Source organism: Hahella sp. KA22 (genome assembly GCF_004135205.1).
Classification (GTDB): Bacteria; Pseudomonadota; Gammaproteobacteria; order Pseudomonadales; family Oleiphilaceae; genus Hahella.
Genome location: NZ_CP035490.1, coordinates 5929246 through 5945843, shown reverse-complemented (window position 1 = coordinate 5945843; position 16598 = coordinate 5929246). Strand labels below are relative to the sequence as shown.

Annotated in this window: 19 protein-coding genes and 1 pseudogene; 6 read left to right on the top strand and 14 right to left on the bottom strand. The window is 49.3% G+C overall.

The genetic code is table 11. The annotated features are described in order from the left end of the window. The first annotated feature begins 9 nt into the window (after positions 1-9). Positions 10-1239, top strand: a complete 1230-nt coding sequence (locus EUZ85_RS26235; RefSeq protein ID WP_127973097.1) for a flagellar assembly protein FlgT — start codon at positions 10-12, stop codon at positions 1237-1239. A gap of 25 nt (positions 1240-1264) precedes the next feature. Here EUZ85_RS26235 and hmpA read toward each other — a convergent pair whose 3' ends face one another. The 3 genes from hmpA to EUZ85_RS26220 all read right to left on the bottom strand — a co-directional run bounded on the left by hmpA (position 1265) and on the right by EUZ85_RS26220 (position 4079). After that, a complete protein-coding gene (gene hmpA / locus EUZ85_RS26230; RefSeq protein WP_127973096.1) occupies positions 1265-2470 on the bottom strand; it encodes an NO-inducible flavohemoprotein in 1206 nt (401 codons plus the stop codon). 162 nt (positions 2471-2632) lie between these two features. After that, the gene (locus EUZ85_RS26225; RefSeq protein WP_127973095.1) at positions 2633-3820 is read right to left on the bottom strand and encodes an NnrS family protein; all 1188 of its coding nucleotides are present in this window, start codon (positions 3818-3820) and stop codon (positions 2633-2635) included. Positions 3821-3830: 10 nt separating this feature from the next. Further along, on the bottom strand, positions 3831-4079 hold the full coding sequence (locus tag EUZ85_RS26220) for a hypothetical protein (RefSeq protein ID WP_206617953.1): 249 nt from the start codon (positions 4077-4079) through the stop codon (positions 3831-3833). Positions 4080-4252: 173 nt separating this feature from the next. Between EUZ85_RS26220 and norR the strand changes: the two genes are divergently transcribed. Continuing rightward, complete coding sequence (gene norR / locus EUZ85_RS26215; protein WP_127973094.1) at positions 4253-5848, top strand: nitric oxide reductase transcriptional regulator NorR; 1596 nt, start codon at positions 4253-4255, stop codon at positions 5846-5848. Positions 5849-5971: 123 nt separating this feature from the next. Further along, positions 5972-6502, top strand: a complete 531-nt coding sequence (locus EUZ85_RS26210; protein WP_127973093.1) for a hypothetical protein — start codon at positions 5972-5974, stop codon at positions 6500-6502. On the opposite strand, the gene EUZ85_RS26205 is transcribed toward EUZ85_RS26210, so the two are convergent. Both EUZ85_RS26205 and EUZ85_RS26200 read right to left on the bottom strand, forming a co-directional pair. Next, positions 6476-6826, bottom strand: coding sequence for a hypothetical protein (locus EUZ85_RS26205; protein ID WP_127974578.1), 351 nt, complete (start codon positions 6824-6826; stop codon positions 6476-6478). The two genes, EUZ85_RS26210 and EUZ85_RS26205, sit on opposite strands and share 27 nt — an antisense overlap. After that, the gene (locus EUZ85_RS26200; RefSeq protein ID WP_127973092.1) at positions 6792-7190 is read right to left on the bottom strand and encodes a carboxymuconolactone decarboxylase family protein; all 399 of its coding nucleotides are present in this window, start codon (positions 7188-7190) and stop codon (positions 6792-6794) included. Before EUZ85_RS26200 ends, EUZ85_RS26205 begins: the two co-directional genes overlap by 35 nt. A 360-nt stretch (positions 7191-7550) precedes the next feature. Between EUZ85_RS26200 and EUZ85_RS26195 the strand changes: the two genes are divergently transcribed. Next, a complete protein-coding gene (locus EUZ85_RS26195) occupies positions 7551-7829 on the top strand; it encodes a hypothetical protein (protein ID WP_127973091.1) in 279 nt (92 codons plus the stop codon). A gap of 75 nt (positions 7830-7904) precedes the next feature. Here EUZ85_RS26195 and EUZ85_RS26190 read toward each other — a convergent pair whose 3' ends face one another. Both EUZ85_RS26190 and EUZ85_RS26185 read right to left on the bottom strand, forming a co-directional pair. Then, on the bottom strand, positions 7905-8381 hold the full coding sequence (locus EUZ85_RS26190) for a hypothetical protein (protein ID WP_129498769.1): 477 nt from the start codon (positions 8379-8381) through the stop codon (positions 7905-7907). Then, a complete protein-coding gene (locus tag EUZ85_RS26185; protein ID WP_127973089.1) occupies positions 8378-9091 on the bottom strand; it encodes a transposase in 714 nt (237 codons plus the stop codon). Before EUZ85_RS26185 ends, EUZ85_RS26190 begins: the two co-directional genes overlap by 4 nt. A 254-nt stretch (positions 9092-9345) precedes the next feature. Here EUZ85_RS26185 and EUZ85_RS26180 point away from each other — a divergent pair, with 254 nt between their 5' ends. Continuing rightward, positions 9346-9624 carry a hypothetical protein gene (locus EUZ85_RS26180; RefSeq protein ID WP_127973088.1) on the top strand — a complete coding sequence of 93 codons (279 nt, stop codon included), beginning with the start codon at positions 9346-9348 and terminating at the stop codon, positions 9622-9624. A 74-nt stretch (positions 9625-9698) separates the two neighbouring features. Here EUZ85_RS26180 and EUZ85_RS26175 read toward each other — a convergent pair whose 3' ends face one another. Then, the gene (locus EUZ85_RS26175; RefSeq protein ID WP_127973087.1) at positions 9699-10139 is read right to left on the bottom strand and encodes a hypothetical protein; all 441 of its coding nucleotides are present in this window, start codon (positions 10137-10139) and stop codon (positions 9699-9701) included. Between the two features lie 614 nt (positions 10140-10753). On the opposite strand from EUZ85_RS26175, the gene EUZ85_RS26170 reads away from it, so the two are divergent. Next, positions 10754-11913, top strand: a protein-coding gene (locus EUZ85_RS26170; protein WP_127973086.1) for an IS3 family transposase whose coding sequence is annotated in 2 segments (ribosomal slippage) — positions 10754-11018 and positions 11018-11913 — 1161 coding nt in all. Because the reading frame shifts where the segments join, the coding sequence is not laid out codon by codon here. Between the two features lie 678 nt (positions 11914-12591). Here the strand turns inward: EUZ85_RS26170 and EUZ85_RS26165 are convergent. The 6 genes and pseudogenes from EUZ85_RS26165 to EUZ85_RS26135 form a co-directional block, all read right to left on the bottom strand. Beyond that, positions 12592-12747, bottom strand: a pseudogene (locus tag EUZ85_RS26165) (transposase); the annotation flags it as partial. Between the two features lie 331 nt (positions 12748-13078). Beyond that, positions 13079-13393 (bottom strand): DUF4288 domain-containing protein, encoded by a 315-nt coding sequence (locus EUZ85_RS26155; protein ID WP_127973085.1) that lies wholly within the window; start codon positions 13391-13393, stop codon positions 13079-13081. 379 nt (positions 13394-13772) lie between these two features. Next, positions 13773-14390: a transposase gene (locus tag EUZ85_RS26150; RefSeq protein ID WP_241567102.1), complete on the bottom strand. Its 618-nt coding sequence runs from the start codon at positions 14388-14390 to the stop codon at positions 13773-13775. Positions 14391-14723: 333 nt separating this feature from the next. Beyond that, positions 14724-15101, bottom strand: coding sequence for a hypothetical protein (locus EUZ85_RS26145; RefSeq protein WP_127973084.1), 378 nt, complete (start codon positions 15099-15101; stop codon positions 14724-14726). Between the two features lie 349 nt (positions 15102-15450). Next, positions 15451-15741, bottom strand: coding sequence for a hypothetical protein (locus EUZ85_RS26140; protein ID WP_127973083.1), 291 nt, complete (start codon positions 15739-15741; stop codon positions 15451-15453). Positions 15742-15772: 31 nt separating this feature from the next. Next, positions 15773-16486, bottom strand: coding sequence for a transposase (locus EUZ85_RS26135; RefSeq protein ID WP_127973082.1), 714 nt, complete (start codon positions 16484-16486; stop codon positions 15773-15775). Positions 16487-16598: the final 112 nt, after the last annotated feature.

Below are 16598 nucleotides of genomic sequence, written 5' to 3'. Positions count from 1 at the left end.
GGGCCTGTCATGATGCTGTTATTCAACCGAAGACTGTCGATGCTGTCGTTGTCCGGCGCACTCGGATTGCTGCTGACTTTGGGTGCTGGAGCGGCGCATGCAGAGTGGGTGCGGGTCACGGGGAGGTCTTTGATATACGGTGGCGATTACCAGCAGGCGCGCAAGGTGGCGCAGGAAGACGCTTTGCGGCAGGCGGCGCTGATGTTTGGAGCGGAGGTCTCCAGCACTGATCAGATGGAGTTGGGGCGTTTAACCCAATCCAGCGTGAGCGTCAGCAGTCGCGCCAAAGCCAAGCGAGTTGTTCCAGTCAGCGAAGAGGTGGAAGACGATACTTTGGTGCTAACCGTAGATGCGGACATGTACGAGCAGCCATTGTGCGACGGCGCTTCCGTGAATACGTATCGACGCAAACTCGCGCTGTTGTCTTTCTCTCTGCAAGACCCTCGACAAGCCTCCGTCGGCGGCTTGTATGGCGTGGAGCGGGACATACCCAGTTATCTCAATCAGCTTTTGCAGTCCTCGCCGCGTCTGGCGGTGCATGAGGCCAGCCAGTTGCATCTGTACGATGAACTCGCTAATGCGCCGACCCATGAGACGGAGCAGCGCACGTTAACCAAAGCGGTGGCGGCGTCGCGGGATCTGGGCGTGCAGTTTGTGGTGTCCGGCGTGGTCAGGAATATTACCCTGCGCGACCCGGAAGGGCTGAAACGCTCCGTTCTTAATAATACGCTGCGCTTTGTCGGACTGAAGGATACCTACCGGGTATTCGATGTGGAGATGTTTATCCATGATGGTTTCAGTGGCGCGATATTGTTTCAGAAGCGCTACCGCACTGGCGCCGATTGGGAGGCGCGGGCGGATGAGCAGTATGGTTTGTTGTCCGCCGGGTTCAATCAGATGGAATACGGCAGGGCGGTGAAGCGAGCGCTGATGAACATGGCGGGGGACATTGAAGATAATGTGTCCTGTCAGCCGTTCATGACCCGCATCTCGCGAGTGGAAGGGCGTCAGATTATGTTTGAGGCGGGCGCCAACGCAGGCATCCGCCCCGGAGATACATTCCAGATCTATCGTTCGCGCCAGCTGTTTGACGCAACCCGGTTTCAGGGGACCGAGCTGCGTGATGTTAAGCTGGCCTTGCAGGTGGATCAGGTGCAGCCTGAATTTTCTATTGGCCGCCTGAATATCGACCCCACCCGTCTGAACATTCAGATGGACGATGTCCTGATCCGCTGGTGATCTGTACTTGTATACCCAGACTGGCTTACAGGTCGCTGTGCGGACCAAATACTTCATAGTGGATGCGTTCAGCATCCACGCCGCATGACAGTAACTGCTGTTTCGCCATGGCCATGAATGGCGTGGGTCCGCACAGGTAGAAGCGGGCCTGCTCTAGCGGAAGCGTTGCCGCAACACTGGGAATATCCATCAGACCCTGCGCATGATAGTCGTGATCCGGTTGATCCTCGCTGCGGGGCTCGCGATACCAGACATGCACGGACAGGTTTTTCTTCTTACCCAACAAGTCGCCCAGGCGATGCTTGAAGCTGTGCTGAGCGCCGTTTTCGCAGGCGTGCAGATAGTGAATCGGCGCCTCGTCGTCTGTTGCGCTCAAACGTTCCAGCATGGACATCATGGGCGTCAGGCCGACGCCGGCGGAAATCAGGACGGTGGGGCGGCCGCCTTCCTCATGTAGAACAAAGTCGCCAGCGGGCGCCATGAGTTCCAGTGAATCTCCCTCTTGAACATGATCATGCAGATAGTTGGACACCAGCCCAGGCTGTTCTCCGGACTCCCGTTTCACGGAAATGCGATAGGTGGCGCCGTTAGGCGCTGCCGACAGAGAGTACTGACGAATCTGCGCATAACCCTCAGTGGTGGGTTTGACCTTGACGCCGATGTACTGGCCCGGTTGAAAGTCGATGACGGGGCCGCCATCCTTGGGCGCCATCACAAAACTGGTCACCAGCTCGGACTCCTTTTGTTTTGACTGCACGATAAACGTTCTAGTTCCTTTCCAGCCCCCTTGGGCGCTGACGCGCGTCTGATATAGCTCGCCTTCCTTCGCAATAAAAATGCTGGCGAGAAACTGATAGGCCTTGGTCCAGGCGTCTCTTATTTCTGGCGTAAATGCGTCGCCGAGCAGCTCTTGCAACGTTTCCAGCAGGTGATGGCCGACAATATCATACTGCGCGGGCTGGATATTGAAGCTCGTGTGCTTGTGAGCGATGCGCTCGATGGCGCCTGCTAGCGCTTCAGGCGTTTCAATGTGCTTTGCATAGGCTGCGATCGCATTGAACAGGGCGACTTGTTGCCCGCCTGAATGTTGGTGGCTGCTGTTGAAAATATTCAGCAGCTCAGGGTTGTGGCTGAACAACCTGCGGTAAAAATGCTCAGTGATCGCCACGCCCCCGCTTTCCAATACCGGGATGGTGGCTTTGATGGTTGCGATAGTGTTGGAATCTAACACTCTAACTCCTTCTTGGATGGTGAATAATCGTAGTGATATTAAAAGAAGAGCGCCGCCGGGTTTTGGGGCGGCGCTTTCATGAAAGTCAGCTGGAACATCAGTCAGTTAGATTGAAAAACAGACGAGCCGACAAATAGACGAACCGACAAGTAGACGCTTGCTTCAACCAGGTTTTCCGTCCATACGCGGCGCATTAAGAATGCCGGCGTAATGAATAACGAAAACCAGATACGCCAGCACCCATAGTGCGGCGGAAATGCGCCAGGCAGCGGGAGCCGCCATGACTAAAGGCAGTCCGGCGCGTACGACCGCCGCCGCCAGGATTAGCGCAAACGCCCAGGCCATCAGCGCTGGCGGCTGCAGAGGTCGGCCGGTGTGTCCTAATGAAACCCGGGACATCATCGCCAGAATCATGCCGCCGATGGCGCCGACAGTCACCAGATGCAGGGCGTCCGCGAAGTGCGCCCCCTGTGACAGCAGACTCAAGCCCATGCCTATCTGCCCGAGAGCAAGCGCCAGATAGGAAAAGTGCAGTGACCACAGCAAGGGGACGCCGAATGTTTTCAGGCTGCGCCAATGCGCGATCCGTAGTAGCTGCAACGCGCCTGTCGTCAGCAACAGCCATGCGGTGACAGAAGCAAGTACAGGTAGAAAGCGCCCGCCGAAAAAAGCCAGCGCCGTCAGTGGCGTTAATAGCGCCAGAGATTTTTCCAGCCAGCCGGGCGTCGTGATGGCGTCAATGCTTAATCCACGTTGTGTGAAAAACGGAATGACGCGTCCGCCCAAGAGAGTGATCAGAACACACATCATCAGGACGCCGGTATTAAGAAGATGCAGAGCCAGCCCTGCATCGCTGACGGTGGCGGAAGCGATGTCCAAAGTCGCCATCAATAGCAGAACCGGCGCGATGATCAGGTTGCGATGATTGCTTGAACGAACCAGCAAGTTGATGAAAGTCAGGGCTGACAGCGCCCACCACAGTATCTCTGCGACTATGGCCAGACGTAGCGCGCCGCCGCCAAGAAAGAAGGCGATGCGGGCTGTCAGCCAGAGCAGAACCAGCGCCGCCAGCGCCTTGTTATTCACGCTGGGCAAGCCCGTCCAGGTTTGCACCGCCGTCAGCAGAAAGCCAATTACAATCGCTCCGCCGAACCCGAACACCATTTCATGGCCGTGCCATACGACCGGCGACATGGCGGTGAGCCAGGGCGCTGCGCCATTCAGCAGCAATATCCAGTAGGCGATGGCGACGATGGAGAACAGTGATCCAAACAGGAAAAACGGACGGAACGCCAAACCCAGTAAAGGCAGGGTGGGGCGTGGATTGCGGTCGCTGGCGATTTGCGTCATGAGAATTTATTCAGCCTCCATTCAAAGCGATGCGACGATTGCCGATCAGTCGTAAAACATAGCCCAGTTTTAAGGCTCCGGCTGACACGACCATGGTGATATGAGCGGCGACCTGCTGTCCGATGCTGAAGCTGTCGGCGTAGGGGTAGCAAATCAGTGCGGTGGCGACGATAACGAAAATTGACGTTACCAGTGTTCTGTCGCCGATCTTCATCAGTCTGGCGGCGAAACCGTCGAGGGTTACGTTGGCCTGGTTCATAGCATTCCTCCTCAAGATGCGTATTAACCGGAAGTGTTGAGTCTGTATTTGCAATTGCTTTGCCAGGTTGGAATGCCCTGAAAATAAAGGGAAAAGCGCTGGATTTAAGCGGCGATAGGGTTAAAATGACCCTGATAGAAAGAGTCAAAAAGACACATAAGAGTGTATTTGATATGACCGACGCGCCCCTCTCCGTGTTAGTGGAGATCGCTGTGGATCTCGCCAACAGCCTGACTAATGAAGACCGCTTTGATCGCTTATTGAGCGCCGTGCGCAGCGCGATACCCTGTGATGCGGTGGCGCTGCTCGCCTTGCGTGAGGACGTACTGGTTCCATTGGCGGCGCAGGGGTTGTCTCCGGATATTCTGGGGCGGCGCTTCAAGGCGGATGAACACCCGCGTTTCGAGCGTCTGACGCAATCGCGGCAGCCGGTGCGTTTCGCCTCCGACTGCCAGTTGCCGGACCCCTATGACGGTTTGCTGCTGGCGACGCAAGGAGATCTGCCGGTGCACGCTTGCATGGGGTTTCCCTTGTACTCGGATAATCGCCTGATCGGCCTGCTGACGCTGGACAGCCTGAGCGCTGGCGTGTTCGATGATATTTCCCAGAAGACGCTATCTATTCTCAATGCATTGGCCGCCGCAACCCTACGATCCGCTGAGCTGCTGAACATGCTGGAATATAAAGCCAGTCACGCCCATGAAGTGGCGTTGGCGTTGGCGCTGACGCAGGAGGCATTGAGCGGCGAACTGATCGGCGAGAGCGCCGCCATGGCGCAGTTGCGGCGGGAAATCCGTTTGGTGGCGTCCTCGGACTTCAATGTGCTGGTGACCGGGGAAACCGGCGTGGGGAAAGAGCTGGTCGCCCGCACTCTACATCAGCAGTCGTCCCGCTGTAATGAACCATTGGTGTACGTTAACTGCGCCGCCGTGCCGGACGCTTTGGCGGAAAGCGAGCTGTTTGGCCACGTGCGTGGCGCTTTCACCGGCGCAAACAGTGATCGTATGGGCAAGTTCATGCTGGCGGATGGGGGCACCTTGTTTCTTGATGAAATCGGCGAGTTGTCTCTGGCGGTGCAGAGCAAACTGTTGCGGGCGCTGCAAAGTGGAGAAGTGCAGAAAGTAGGGCGGGACAAACCAGAGAAAGTGAATGTGCGGGTGATCGCCGCGACAAACCGCGATCTTGCGCGGGAAGTGAAAGCAGAAACCTTTCGCGCAGATTTATACCACCGTTTGAGCGTCTATCCCATTCAGGTTCCGCCTTTGCGAGAACGCGACCAGGATGTCTTGTTGCTGGCGGGCTATTTTATCGCTGCGACGCGCCGCAAGCTGGGCATGGAGCAAATTCGCCTGGCTCCGGCGGTGAATGAGGCGCTGCTGGCTTATCCCTGGCCGGGAAATGTGCGAGAGCTGGAGCACACCATTAGTCGGGCGGCGCTGCGCGCCAGGAGTGAACAAGCCGGTAAGCGTATCGTGACGATTCTGCCGGAGCACTGTGATCTTTCCGTTCCGCCTTCCTCCTCAACTATGCTGCAGTCGGATCACACCGTCTCTGCTGAGCTGGCTTCATCGCATAAGCCTGTTAACCTGAAAGAAGAAACAGAACGGTTTCAGCGCGAGCTGATTCATCGCACTCTAACCGAAGAGCAGGGCAATTGGGCCGCCGCCGCACGCGCCCTGTCTCTGGATCGCGCCAACCTGATCAGGCTGGCCAAGCGGCTGGGCGTTCATGTTGAAAGGCGGCATGCCGTCGTGCGCGACAAGCCGTAGTTCGCAACAACAATAATTCGCAACAACAATAATTCGCAACAACAATAGTTCGCAACAACAATAGTTCGCAACAACAATAGCGCGCGAACAAAGACCGGAAATCGAAAACTGGAGTGGTCGTTTATGATCTGGAACAAGCAAGACAAGAATGAGAAAGAAACCGAACTGTTGAGGGACCCCAGGCCGCATCATTACACATTCGCCCACATCGCCATGCGTAAGTTTTGCGAAAGCGATCCGTTGCAGTTGTTCGCCCTGATCCCTACCGAGGAGCGAGCGCATCTGATTGACTTTCTCTGGTCCAAAGTGTGCGAAAACTGCGACCCGGAGGGGAAAGCGGATTTTGATCCCAATGACATTGAGTTCGCCACATTACGGGTGAAAGACTACCCGACCATTCTGATGAAAATGCCTGAGGCCAAAGCCGTCGCCGAGGCGATGCTGGTGGCGATTGTGTTGACCGCGGGACCGGAGATGAAAGTAGAAAATGGGACGCCCCCATTCCGCTATTTCACTCTGGAGCTTGGCGTAAGCACGGGAGGCGGACAGCGTACCGTAATGTGTGAGTGGCGGGGGAATTCTCACGCCAATATGGGGGATGGGCCTGAGCCGGAGGCGCGCGCGTTTTTACAACGTGTGGAGAGTCTGGTCTGAGGGCCTGTCGCCAAGCGTGAGGCTATCCATTTCGATGCGCCATAAAGCCAGGAGCATTTCAGTAAGCTCCAGATCTGTCACAGTATCTCCGTAAATACTGAACAACGCTTTGGCGTAAGCGATACGCAGATCCTGGCTGTTTGGCTGTGAATACTCCGGGTTCTGCATCAATTCGCCAGTCGCCCGCATCACGTCGGCCTGCCACCGGGCGGAGGTCTTGGGACCTCCGTCGGTGTGCTGAATCAACTTATCCTGCTCTAATCGCAATAACGTAGGGTCCTTGAACGCTTCATGCCGCTTGAGAGGTTTGCTGGCTTTTAACATGGCGGACAATATCAAGCGTTTCCTGTTTGAATGTGTCGTAGTCAATTTGCTGGGCGTTGATAAAGGTGCTGCCCATCATGGAAAGCGCGCCCATCAGGCTGGCTTCGGCGATCTCATCGTCAGTGGCTCCAAAAAGCCGGGCGGCTTCGGTATGGAATAGCGCGCAGTATTTACAGCGGGTCGCGCCGGACACCGCAAGACCAATCAGCTCTTTGTATTTATTAGGGACTTTGGTTTCCGACAGCCAGAAATCCCGGGCCATTGTCCAAAAGCCGTTCACACCGCTTTCCGGCATCTGTTTGATCCATTCTGGAACCAGTCCCAAAGTTTGCTCGATTTCGCGATAGGTTTCTTGAATTGTCATGTGCCCCCCATACTCCCCCGTTAGGGAAGTCAGACAAGTATAACATCAGGGGTGACCGGTTTTTCCCGGGCGGTGGCAGGCGCTGAAAAAACGCCCACTTTTCAAAAGGTTGCCTTTAGATTTTTGGGCGCCTAAAGAGTGGTCGGTTAGAACATTGCGGCAAAAGCAAAGAGGGCGGGAAACTCAGTTTTATTTGACTTCAACCCGTTGAATCAAAGAGAAAAAACCGTCTGTAATGTAGCGAGTGTCCCAAAATACGGAAAATGATGTATTATTGCGGCTCGTTTTCAGACGAAATCCTGACAGCGCCCGATGATATACACAGACGAAAAGCGAATCCTGAATCCCACAGGCAAATCAATGACCATATGGATAGAGCCCTGGGCTCTTGAAGTGGAAGTCCCACCGGGAAAAACCGCCTTATTCACCGCCGACAGCGAAACGGCAGGTCAATTCGAAGTGCGGATCAAAGACGACACCTACACTATTTACGCCTGGTGCGGCAGCAGCCTGAAAGTCACCATCGACGGAGAAAAAGTCTGGGACCTGGACACCCTTAGAGTGCCGGAACTCCCAGAAGGCGTCACCGTACGCAACTTCGTGGAGATGAGCTTTGAGGGGGAGAGTGGGGTTGTTTGAGGTGGGTGCTTAATGCGCTAACTCGTGCGGCAGTGGCTAAAAAGTTGTGATCGACTTGTTAGCTGCGCCGCGCCATCAATCATTCGCAGCTGGCTTTCCTATCTTGTTAAGAAAGTGAAATAAAATTCCGCTGGCGCCTCCACATATAGCCAGCACAAAAATTACAATCAAACCAGAAGTTTCCGCCATATTTGGAACATTCCACCCTAGGAATACACAAACAACATAAGGCGTAATAGTTACAGTCATCCCCCCAACTCCACTGGTTGTGTAATTAACGTAAGAATAATGCTTGGCTAATAAATACAACGGGAAACCTATAGCTAGGCTGAAAAAAGTTGAAATAATAAAGCCAATCGTAAAAAACAGTAGGCCATTTTCAGCATAATTTTTAAGTTGGTAGCCTAGCGACTTCCACTCAAACTCTGGAGACAAGTAATAGAAGAAAAACATATAAAAGTTGAACGCCAGAAAAAGTCCTGAAAGTATTGATAAAAGAAACGGCTTATTAAGAGTTTTCATACAAACCTGCATCAATAGGGTCAGAGTCATTGATCTTTCATCACGTGAAATTTCTCAGACTTCCTATCTCCTCCTCGTCCCAATGGCTTTGCCCGTCTTCCAGTTTTAGCTTCTATCTCAGCCTTAAAACGATCATTACCCAACACCCAAGCTTTGTTAGTCGCTTCCCGGATCGTGGATAAATCTTGTTCTGGTATCCGGCCACGAAATAATAGTCGGTAATGCTTCTGGCGTTCTTCCGCGGTTTTACCCAGTTGCTGGTAAATCGAATGCGGCTTGATCAACTGAATCATTCTCCCAAGGGCATTGTGCCGATAGCTTGACCAAGGATACTCAGAAGCATGCTCCACCATCTCCGCTCTGACAGGGTTTAGCTCAATATAGCGATAAACTGTTAACAGGTATGTCTCAGAATCAACTAAGGTGGACTTGTAACGCCCTTCCCACAGAGTGCCGGTGCGGCTATGGGTGTAGTTAAAGTACTGAACATACTTGCGTCCTTGCGCCTGCATCATTCGACCTATTCCCCGGTCGTTTACAGGGGTGGCAAGCATATGAACATGGTTGGTCATCAAGACAAAAGCATGGATGTCGACCTGATATTTGTCTGCCGCATCCTTTAGAAAAGAGAGACAAGCTTTGTAGTCCGCCTCATCGTAAAAGCAGGGTTCGCGATTGTTGCCCCGCTGAATGATGTGGTGAGCACAGCCTGGGAGATAAAGGCGAGGTAAACGAGCCATCAGAATAATCCGTTTCTGAAATTGAGGCTGGTAGGTTAACTCTTAAGCATGTAAGAATCAATGACTCTGACCCTATTGATTGACCCTATTGATTCAACCCATTGAATCAAAGAGAAAAAATAGTCTGTAATGTAGCGGCTGTCCCAAAATACGAAAAATGATGTATTATTGCGGCTCGTTTTCAGACGAAATCCTGATAGCGCCCGATGATATACACAGACGAAAAGCGAATCCTGAATCCCACAGGCAAATCAATGACCATATGGATAGAGCCCTGGGCTCTTGAAGTGGAAGTCCCACCGGGAAAAACCGCCTTATTCACCGCCGACAGCGAAACGGCAGGCCAATTCGAAGTGCGGATCAAAGACGACACCTACACCATCTACGCCTGGTGCGGCAGCAGCCTGAAAGTCACCATCGACGGAGAAAAAGTCTGGGACCTGGACACCCTTCGAGTGCCGGAACTCCCAGAAGGCGTCACCGTACGCAGCTTCGTGGAGATGAGTTTTGAGGGGGAGAGTGGGGTTGTTTGAGGTGGGTGCTTAATGCGCTAACTCGTGCGGCAGTGGCTATAAAGTTGTGATCGACTTGTTAGCTGCGCCGCCCATTAAAGGGCGCGATACTTCGCTGAAAGCTCCTGATAAAGCTTATTTAAATAATCATCTTCCGGATAGTTCTCTAAATCCTTCCTGAATTTCTCTAGCCAGTATTTTGAGCGGACAGTATCGTTACAATTATCGATGTATAATTCTGCAATGGTGCTGCTTATGAATGCTCTGTTATTCAAGTCACTTATTTCGCAAGAGTTTATGTATGCTTCTTTAAGTAATGTAAGCTTTAGCCTAAATTCATCTATGTATTCCGCCTTCGTGCTGAGTATAGACGGTAGCGGGCCATACTTTTCTTCTAATTTATCAAGCTCTAAAATAAGCTTCCTTTCTATCAATGATGCATCCACGTCAATTGCTGTCATGTTGGCGATTTCACTGGCTAATTCAACGATGGTTTCCCATTCGTAAATATTTATACCATCACTGGTGGTTTTCATTGTGTTGCTGTCTCTATTGGCTGTTTGGGCGACTTGGAATGAGTGAGTGTAGAGTAAGTCAAGAGTCTCTCTGTTGAGAACAGTTTCAGCTCACTCTATTAAAACTATTAGCTTCGCTCTTGAGTAGATAACTCCTTTGATGACTAAAAAGATACTAAAGCCTAGCAACGCAATCCATATGCTGTCGAAGCATACTAAGCTGTAAAGCACTAATGCTAATATAACGATGCTGGATGATATGTGGTCAATATACCAGAAGATTATCCCTCTTCTCATAATGGAGGGGGTTACTAGCGTATAACAGTTGGCGCAATGCACTGAGTACCCTGGGATAACTGCAGAGATGGCGATTTTATAGCTTGAAATTGACTGTGTTAAGCATGAAGGACACTTTCTCATATATATTTCCAATTGAGTAGTGATAAGCTAAGTTTGAACTTACTCTGACGCATAGTATATAGCTTCCGTATACTGAGAGCTGAAAGTAAGTGAAATGCAGGTCATGAGAATTATGGCGACGAAAAATAAAATCCCGATGCATGTTGTTTGTAGTGGTCTAATAGTCCCGGACACATTAATAAGAGACAATGCCCGTCAACGATTAAGGTGTCAGCATGAGTCAGAAAAGGTCGTATAAACAGTATACAAAAGAGTTTAAAGAAGAGGCCGTTTCCTTGGTGCGCGACCAAGGTTATTCCGTCCCAGAAGCGGCTAAATCCCTCGGCATTAGCGCCAATATGCTCTACAAGTGGAAGGAAAAAATTGAAGCCCAGCTTGAAAACCAGGTTCTGGCTGAAGACGAGCGCGCCGAGTTAAAACGGCTTCGCAAAGAAAACAAAGAGCTGCGCATGGAAAAGGAAATTCTAAAAAAGGCTTCGGCCTTCTTCGCGAAAGAAATGAAATAAAGTTCGCCTTCATTCAAGCAGAGTCGAATCGCTTCCCTGTGAAAGTGCTTTGCCGGGCTCTGCGTGCAAGTCGATCAGCATTCTATGCCTGGCGTCGGCGCTCCGCGCCGGTGATCCATTTTGATGAGCTTCACCTGCATCGGCGAATGAAGCGACTGTTTAAAGCTTCTCGATGCAGTCTGGGCAGTCGAGAGATGATGAAGAATCTACGCGAAGAAGGCTTTCAGGTGGGACGCTACCGGGTTCGCAAGCTCATGAGGCGGCTTGGTCTTCAGGTCACGCAACGCGTTGCTTACAAACCCACTACAAGGCGCAAACACCATCATGCGGTGGCGGATAACTTGTTGAATCAGAATTTTAATCCTACAACGCCCAATCAGGTTTGGGCTGGCGACGTGACCTATCTGAAAACAGGAGAAGGCTGGATGTATCTGGCCATTGTCATGGATTTATATTCCCGAAGAATCGTCGGGTGGCGCATCGACAAGCGCATGACAACGAGCCTGGTCAGCCAGGCGCTGATCAAGGCTTATAATTTGCGGAAGCCGCCCAAGGGCTTGGTATTCCATAGTGACCGAGGCTCTCAGTACACCAGCGGACATTATCGAAAACTACTGGAAAAGTATGAAATCAGGGCAAGTATGGGCGATGTGGGAGCCTGTTGGGACAATGCGGTGGTTGAACGCTTTTTTGGGAGTCTTAAGCATGACTGGATATTCAAAATCCCCCAGCCCACCCGGGAACACATGAAGCAGGATGTCGCAGCCTACATGAGATATTACAACCTCGAAAGACTGCATACGGCGAACAATGATATGTCGCCGGTTAATTATGAAAATTCTCTAAAGAAAGTGTCCGGTGGGATTTGACCAGAACAGTTTCCTCGACAATGCCGTTCTATCAGGCTTGGCTTCTTTGCAGCTACATAGTGCGATTTTCCTGGACTCTGCCCCATTACTACACAGGCCGGCAGAGCGATGTCTTTTAACAATATTGGATAATAGTTGCTGCTACAAGTTACTTAGATAATGTTTTTATCCAGCTTTCTATTTCCTCATGTTCTTTCTGTGTTACATTAAATGAGTTTAGCCGTGGAGGGTACGACTTTTCCTTTATTCCAAGTAGAAGAAACCTTACTTCTCTATCAATGTCTGATGGTCTGCTACCAAGACTTGAAGAAGAGTAAGAGGATACACTCATACAGGATGCCTTGTTGCCTAATAAATTTTTTAAGTATTTAACACTCTTGATGTCTGGCCAACCTATCGTGGCGCCTTTAATGAAAATGTGTCCATCTGGCCTAGATAATAGTAATTCCAAAAACTCTTGAATGCTTAGCTTATATAGATCGTTAGAATCTAGATGAATACTAGACGGCATATCCGATTCAAAAGAGTGTGCTTCCAGACTTATCGAGAGCAACAAGCAAAAAATTAATACTGTTTTCATTTGCTAGGGAACCTCTGGATAACCTATGGTTATCCCAATATCCATCAACATTGTATGTTTGACCCAACCACATCTGGCTTTTTTCAACAACTTTCGTTCTATGTCCGCAGCTCTTTCCACACTATAAGAAGATTACTGAAGGCCGCCAATTGATATAATCGATTTCTGTTCTTCGCCAGGCCTCGATAGCGGACTTTGTCATAACCAAACACTTGCTTGATGTTGCGGCATGGATACTCCACTTTGGCCCGGATGACGGATACGGCGGCCGACCATTCTCACCCTTAGGATAATGACGGGCGACCTTCTCTAACCATTCCCGGGGAATCAGCTTATCCATCTGGTCCAGAAAGATTTCTCGACGGGTCTTACGCTTTTTATTCTGGTATTCGGCTTCGGAGAAAGTCATCTGTTCCATGAAAAGTGTTCCTGCTGAGTTGGGCTGCCGTATTATGACTGATTCTTGGGGGTATTCAGAGGTTCCCTAATTCTTTCTGGTTCATTGTCTACCTATCCTTAACCTGCTATAGGGTACTAGTGACAGGCAGATACACAAATTAAATTACAGTCTCGTGTGAGGCGTTTCTACTCATCTGGCGCATACATGTACTTTAAATAGTGCTCTTTGTAGAACTCATCTAAACTCAGGTCCGATTCGTATAACTCTGACCATAACTCATATCCATCAATTAATTTTTTTCCATCTTGTTTGTACGCATGCTGTTCATTGTGTGCTTCAAATTCATTTTCTAATGCATAGGCTTCAGACTCTTCTTTTCCTTTTTTATGAGCTTCTTCAAAGTCTTTTGCATGAATGCAAACGATTCTTTCTTCGAATACGTTGGTGCCTGACTTTTTTACTCCAAAATGATATAGGTTTCTAACTGCATACCAACTCATAAAAATATCACTTCGATTAAATGTATGCTGATAAATGGCTTTGCTCGTATTCCAGCTGTCATTTTTTATCCCCTTTCTTCCTGAAAATTAGAAGGAAATATAAATCTAATATAATTATTAGGGAAAGACTAATGAAATAAACTAACGCTCCATATATTTTTTCCTCTAATTTCATGCATAGGCATCGGGGCCCCATTAACAATCCGGTAAAGCCTAAAATTACTCCAATAAAAACAAATCCGAGTCGCTGTCTGTTAATTAACCTAGGCATAAAAAAGCCGCACGCAGAGAATAAAATAATTGGTACAGCTAACCAAACTATACTTTCTATACTCATGTTTCATGTATCAATAGGGTCAGAGTCATTGATATTTCAGAGTCATTGATATTTCATAACGCGAAACTTCTCAGACTTCCTATCTCCTCCTCGTCCCAATGGCTTTGCCCGTCTTCCAGTTTTGGCTTCAATCTCAGCCTTAAAACGATCATTACCTAACACCCAAGCCTTGTTAGTCGCTTCCCGGATCGCAGATAAATCTTGTTCCGGCATCCGACCACGAAATAATAGTCGGTAATGCTTCTGGCGTTCTTCCGCGGTTTTACCCAGTTGCTGGTAAATCGAATGCGGCCTGATCAACTGAATCATTCTCCCAAGGGCATTGTGCCGATAGCTTGACCAAGGATACTCAGAAGCATGCTCCACCATCTCCGCTCTGACAGGGTTTAGCTCAATATAGCGATAAACTGTTAACAGGTATGTCTCAGAATCAACTAAGGTGGACTTGTAACGTCCTTCCCACAGAGTGCCGGTGCGGCTATGGGTGTAGTTAAAGTACTGAACATACTTGCGTCCTTGCGCCTGCATCATTCGACTTATTCCTTGGTCGTTTACAGGGGTGGCAAGCATATGAACATGGTTGGTCATCAAGACAAAAGCATGGATGTCGACCTGATATTTGTCTGCCCCATCCTTTAGAGAAGTTGTAGTCCGCCTCATTGTAAAAGCAGGGTTCACGATTGTTGCCCCGCTGAATGATGTGGTGAGCACAGCCAGGGAGATAAAGGCGAGGTAAACGAGCCATCAGAATAATCCGTTTCTGAAATTGAGGTTGGTAGGTTAACTCTTAAGCATGTAAGGATCAATGACTCTGACCCTATTGATGCTGACCCTATTGATGTAGCCATTTAGATTTCTTCTGACCAGCTAAATAGGAATCACTGATTCAACAACAGCAGGCATCTTAACAACTAGCCATAATCGACAAAGCCCAGTGCAATGACTGGGCTTTGGTGGTTTTTTCAGCTAAGAAATAAATCTGAGCTGTTTTCTCTAATCGAGAAACCAATTTAGCAGCCCAGCAAGGTCAATAAGATAAATTAAAAAAATAGATAAGCTTATTAATGTTTTTATTGGAAAACCTGAAGCTTTAATTTTAGCCCTATATGACAAAACGCATTTAGCGACTTCTGCCAACAACCCCAAAACGGCTAATCCGTAAGAAACGATAAAAAAACAGGCTAATAAAAAAAATGCTTTACTACCGAGTTCCAAATATGACCATGACTCTGGATTTCCATAAGACGGCCAGCGCCCAAACGCTATAAAGGTATAGATAGCTAACCCATACAGCGCGATCAACGCGCTTGCAGTAAAAAACAAACTTACTTTGGAAGCTAATTTGAGTATGGCTGACTTTCCATTGCTCACAAAGAAAAAGCCCTCCTAAAAGCATCCAGAGAAGTCGTATCTATATCTCTTTTGGACTTCACCGCATGCATTTGTATATTCTTCAACATCAATAGCATCAATAGGGTCAGAGTCATTGATCCTTTAAAGCACTGGATGATTGGGCGGCCACCCACCCAGCTAATCACAACAACCTGAATAAGAGGTTATTATGACTAAGCCGCATCATGCACGGGCCGACCGCCCGTCAAAACCCTTCCCCCAACGCCGCCTCAAGGTCCGCGAGGGTTACCACACCTACCAGCTCCACCAGAACCGTTGAACTAGGCTGAAGGAGGCGGGCTGGTGTAGAATCTCGATGGCGGAAATATTAAAGTTTGGGATTATCTTTTTCTTGTGCTGATTTATCAATCGCACATTTAGGGTGGTTGTCACAAATCCAACGTGAGTATGCCTCAAAAGCCTTTCGATATGAGTTGTCATCAGAAAGAGTTTTTGTTATGAGATAAGGATAAGAGTAAAAAGTCTTATTAAGGGCAGGGTTGCTATTAAACTCAAGAACTAAAAGAAACATCCAAAAAGGGGAGAATAAAACAGCTCCTGCTAATAAAGCAATTATTGTTGTCAAGGTAATAGTTTTGGTATTTCTCTCATGTTTCACTTGAAAGCTTCCTTTATCAATAGGGTCAGAGTCATTGATATTTCATAACGTGAAATTTCTCAGACTTCCTATCTCCTCCTCGTCCCAATGGCCTTGCCCGTCTTCCAGTCTTGGCTTCTATCTCAGCCTTAAAACGATCATTACCCAACACCCAAGCTTTGTTAGTCGCTTCCCGGATCGTGGATAAATCTTGTTCTGGTATCTGGCCACGAAATAATAGTCGGTAATGCTTCTGGCGTTCTTCCGCGGTTTTACCCAGTTGCTGGTAAATCGAATGCGGCTTGATCAACTGAATCATTCTCCCAAGGGCATTGTGCCGATAGCTTGACCAAGGATACTCAGAAGCATGCTCCACCATCTCCGCTCTGACAGGGTTTAGCTCAATATAGCGATAAACTGTTAACAGGTATGTCTCAGAATCAACTAAGGTGGACTTGTAACGTCCTTCCCACAGAGTGCCGGTGCGGCTATGGGTGTAGTTAAAGTACTGAACATACTTGCGTCCTTGCGCCTGCATCATTCGACCTATTCCCTGGTCGTTTACAGGGGTGGCAAGCATATGAACATGGTTGGTCATCAAGACAAAAGCATGGATGTCGACCTGATATTTGTCTGCCGCATCCTTCAGAAAAGAGAGATAAGCCTTGTAGTCCGCCTCATCGTAAAAGCAGGGTTCGCGATTGTTGCCCCGCTGAATGATGTGGTGAGCACAGCCAGGGAGATAAAGGCGAGGTAAACGAGCCATCAGAATAATCCGTTTCTGAAATTGAGGGTGGTAGGTTAACTCTTAAGCATGTAAGGATCAATGACTCTGACCCTATTGATTCTAAGCTTTTTGTGCGTTTTAAGATCAGGCC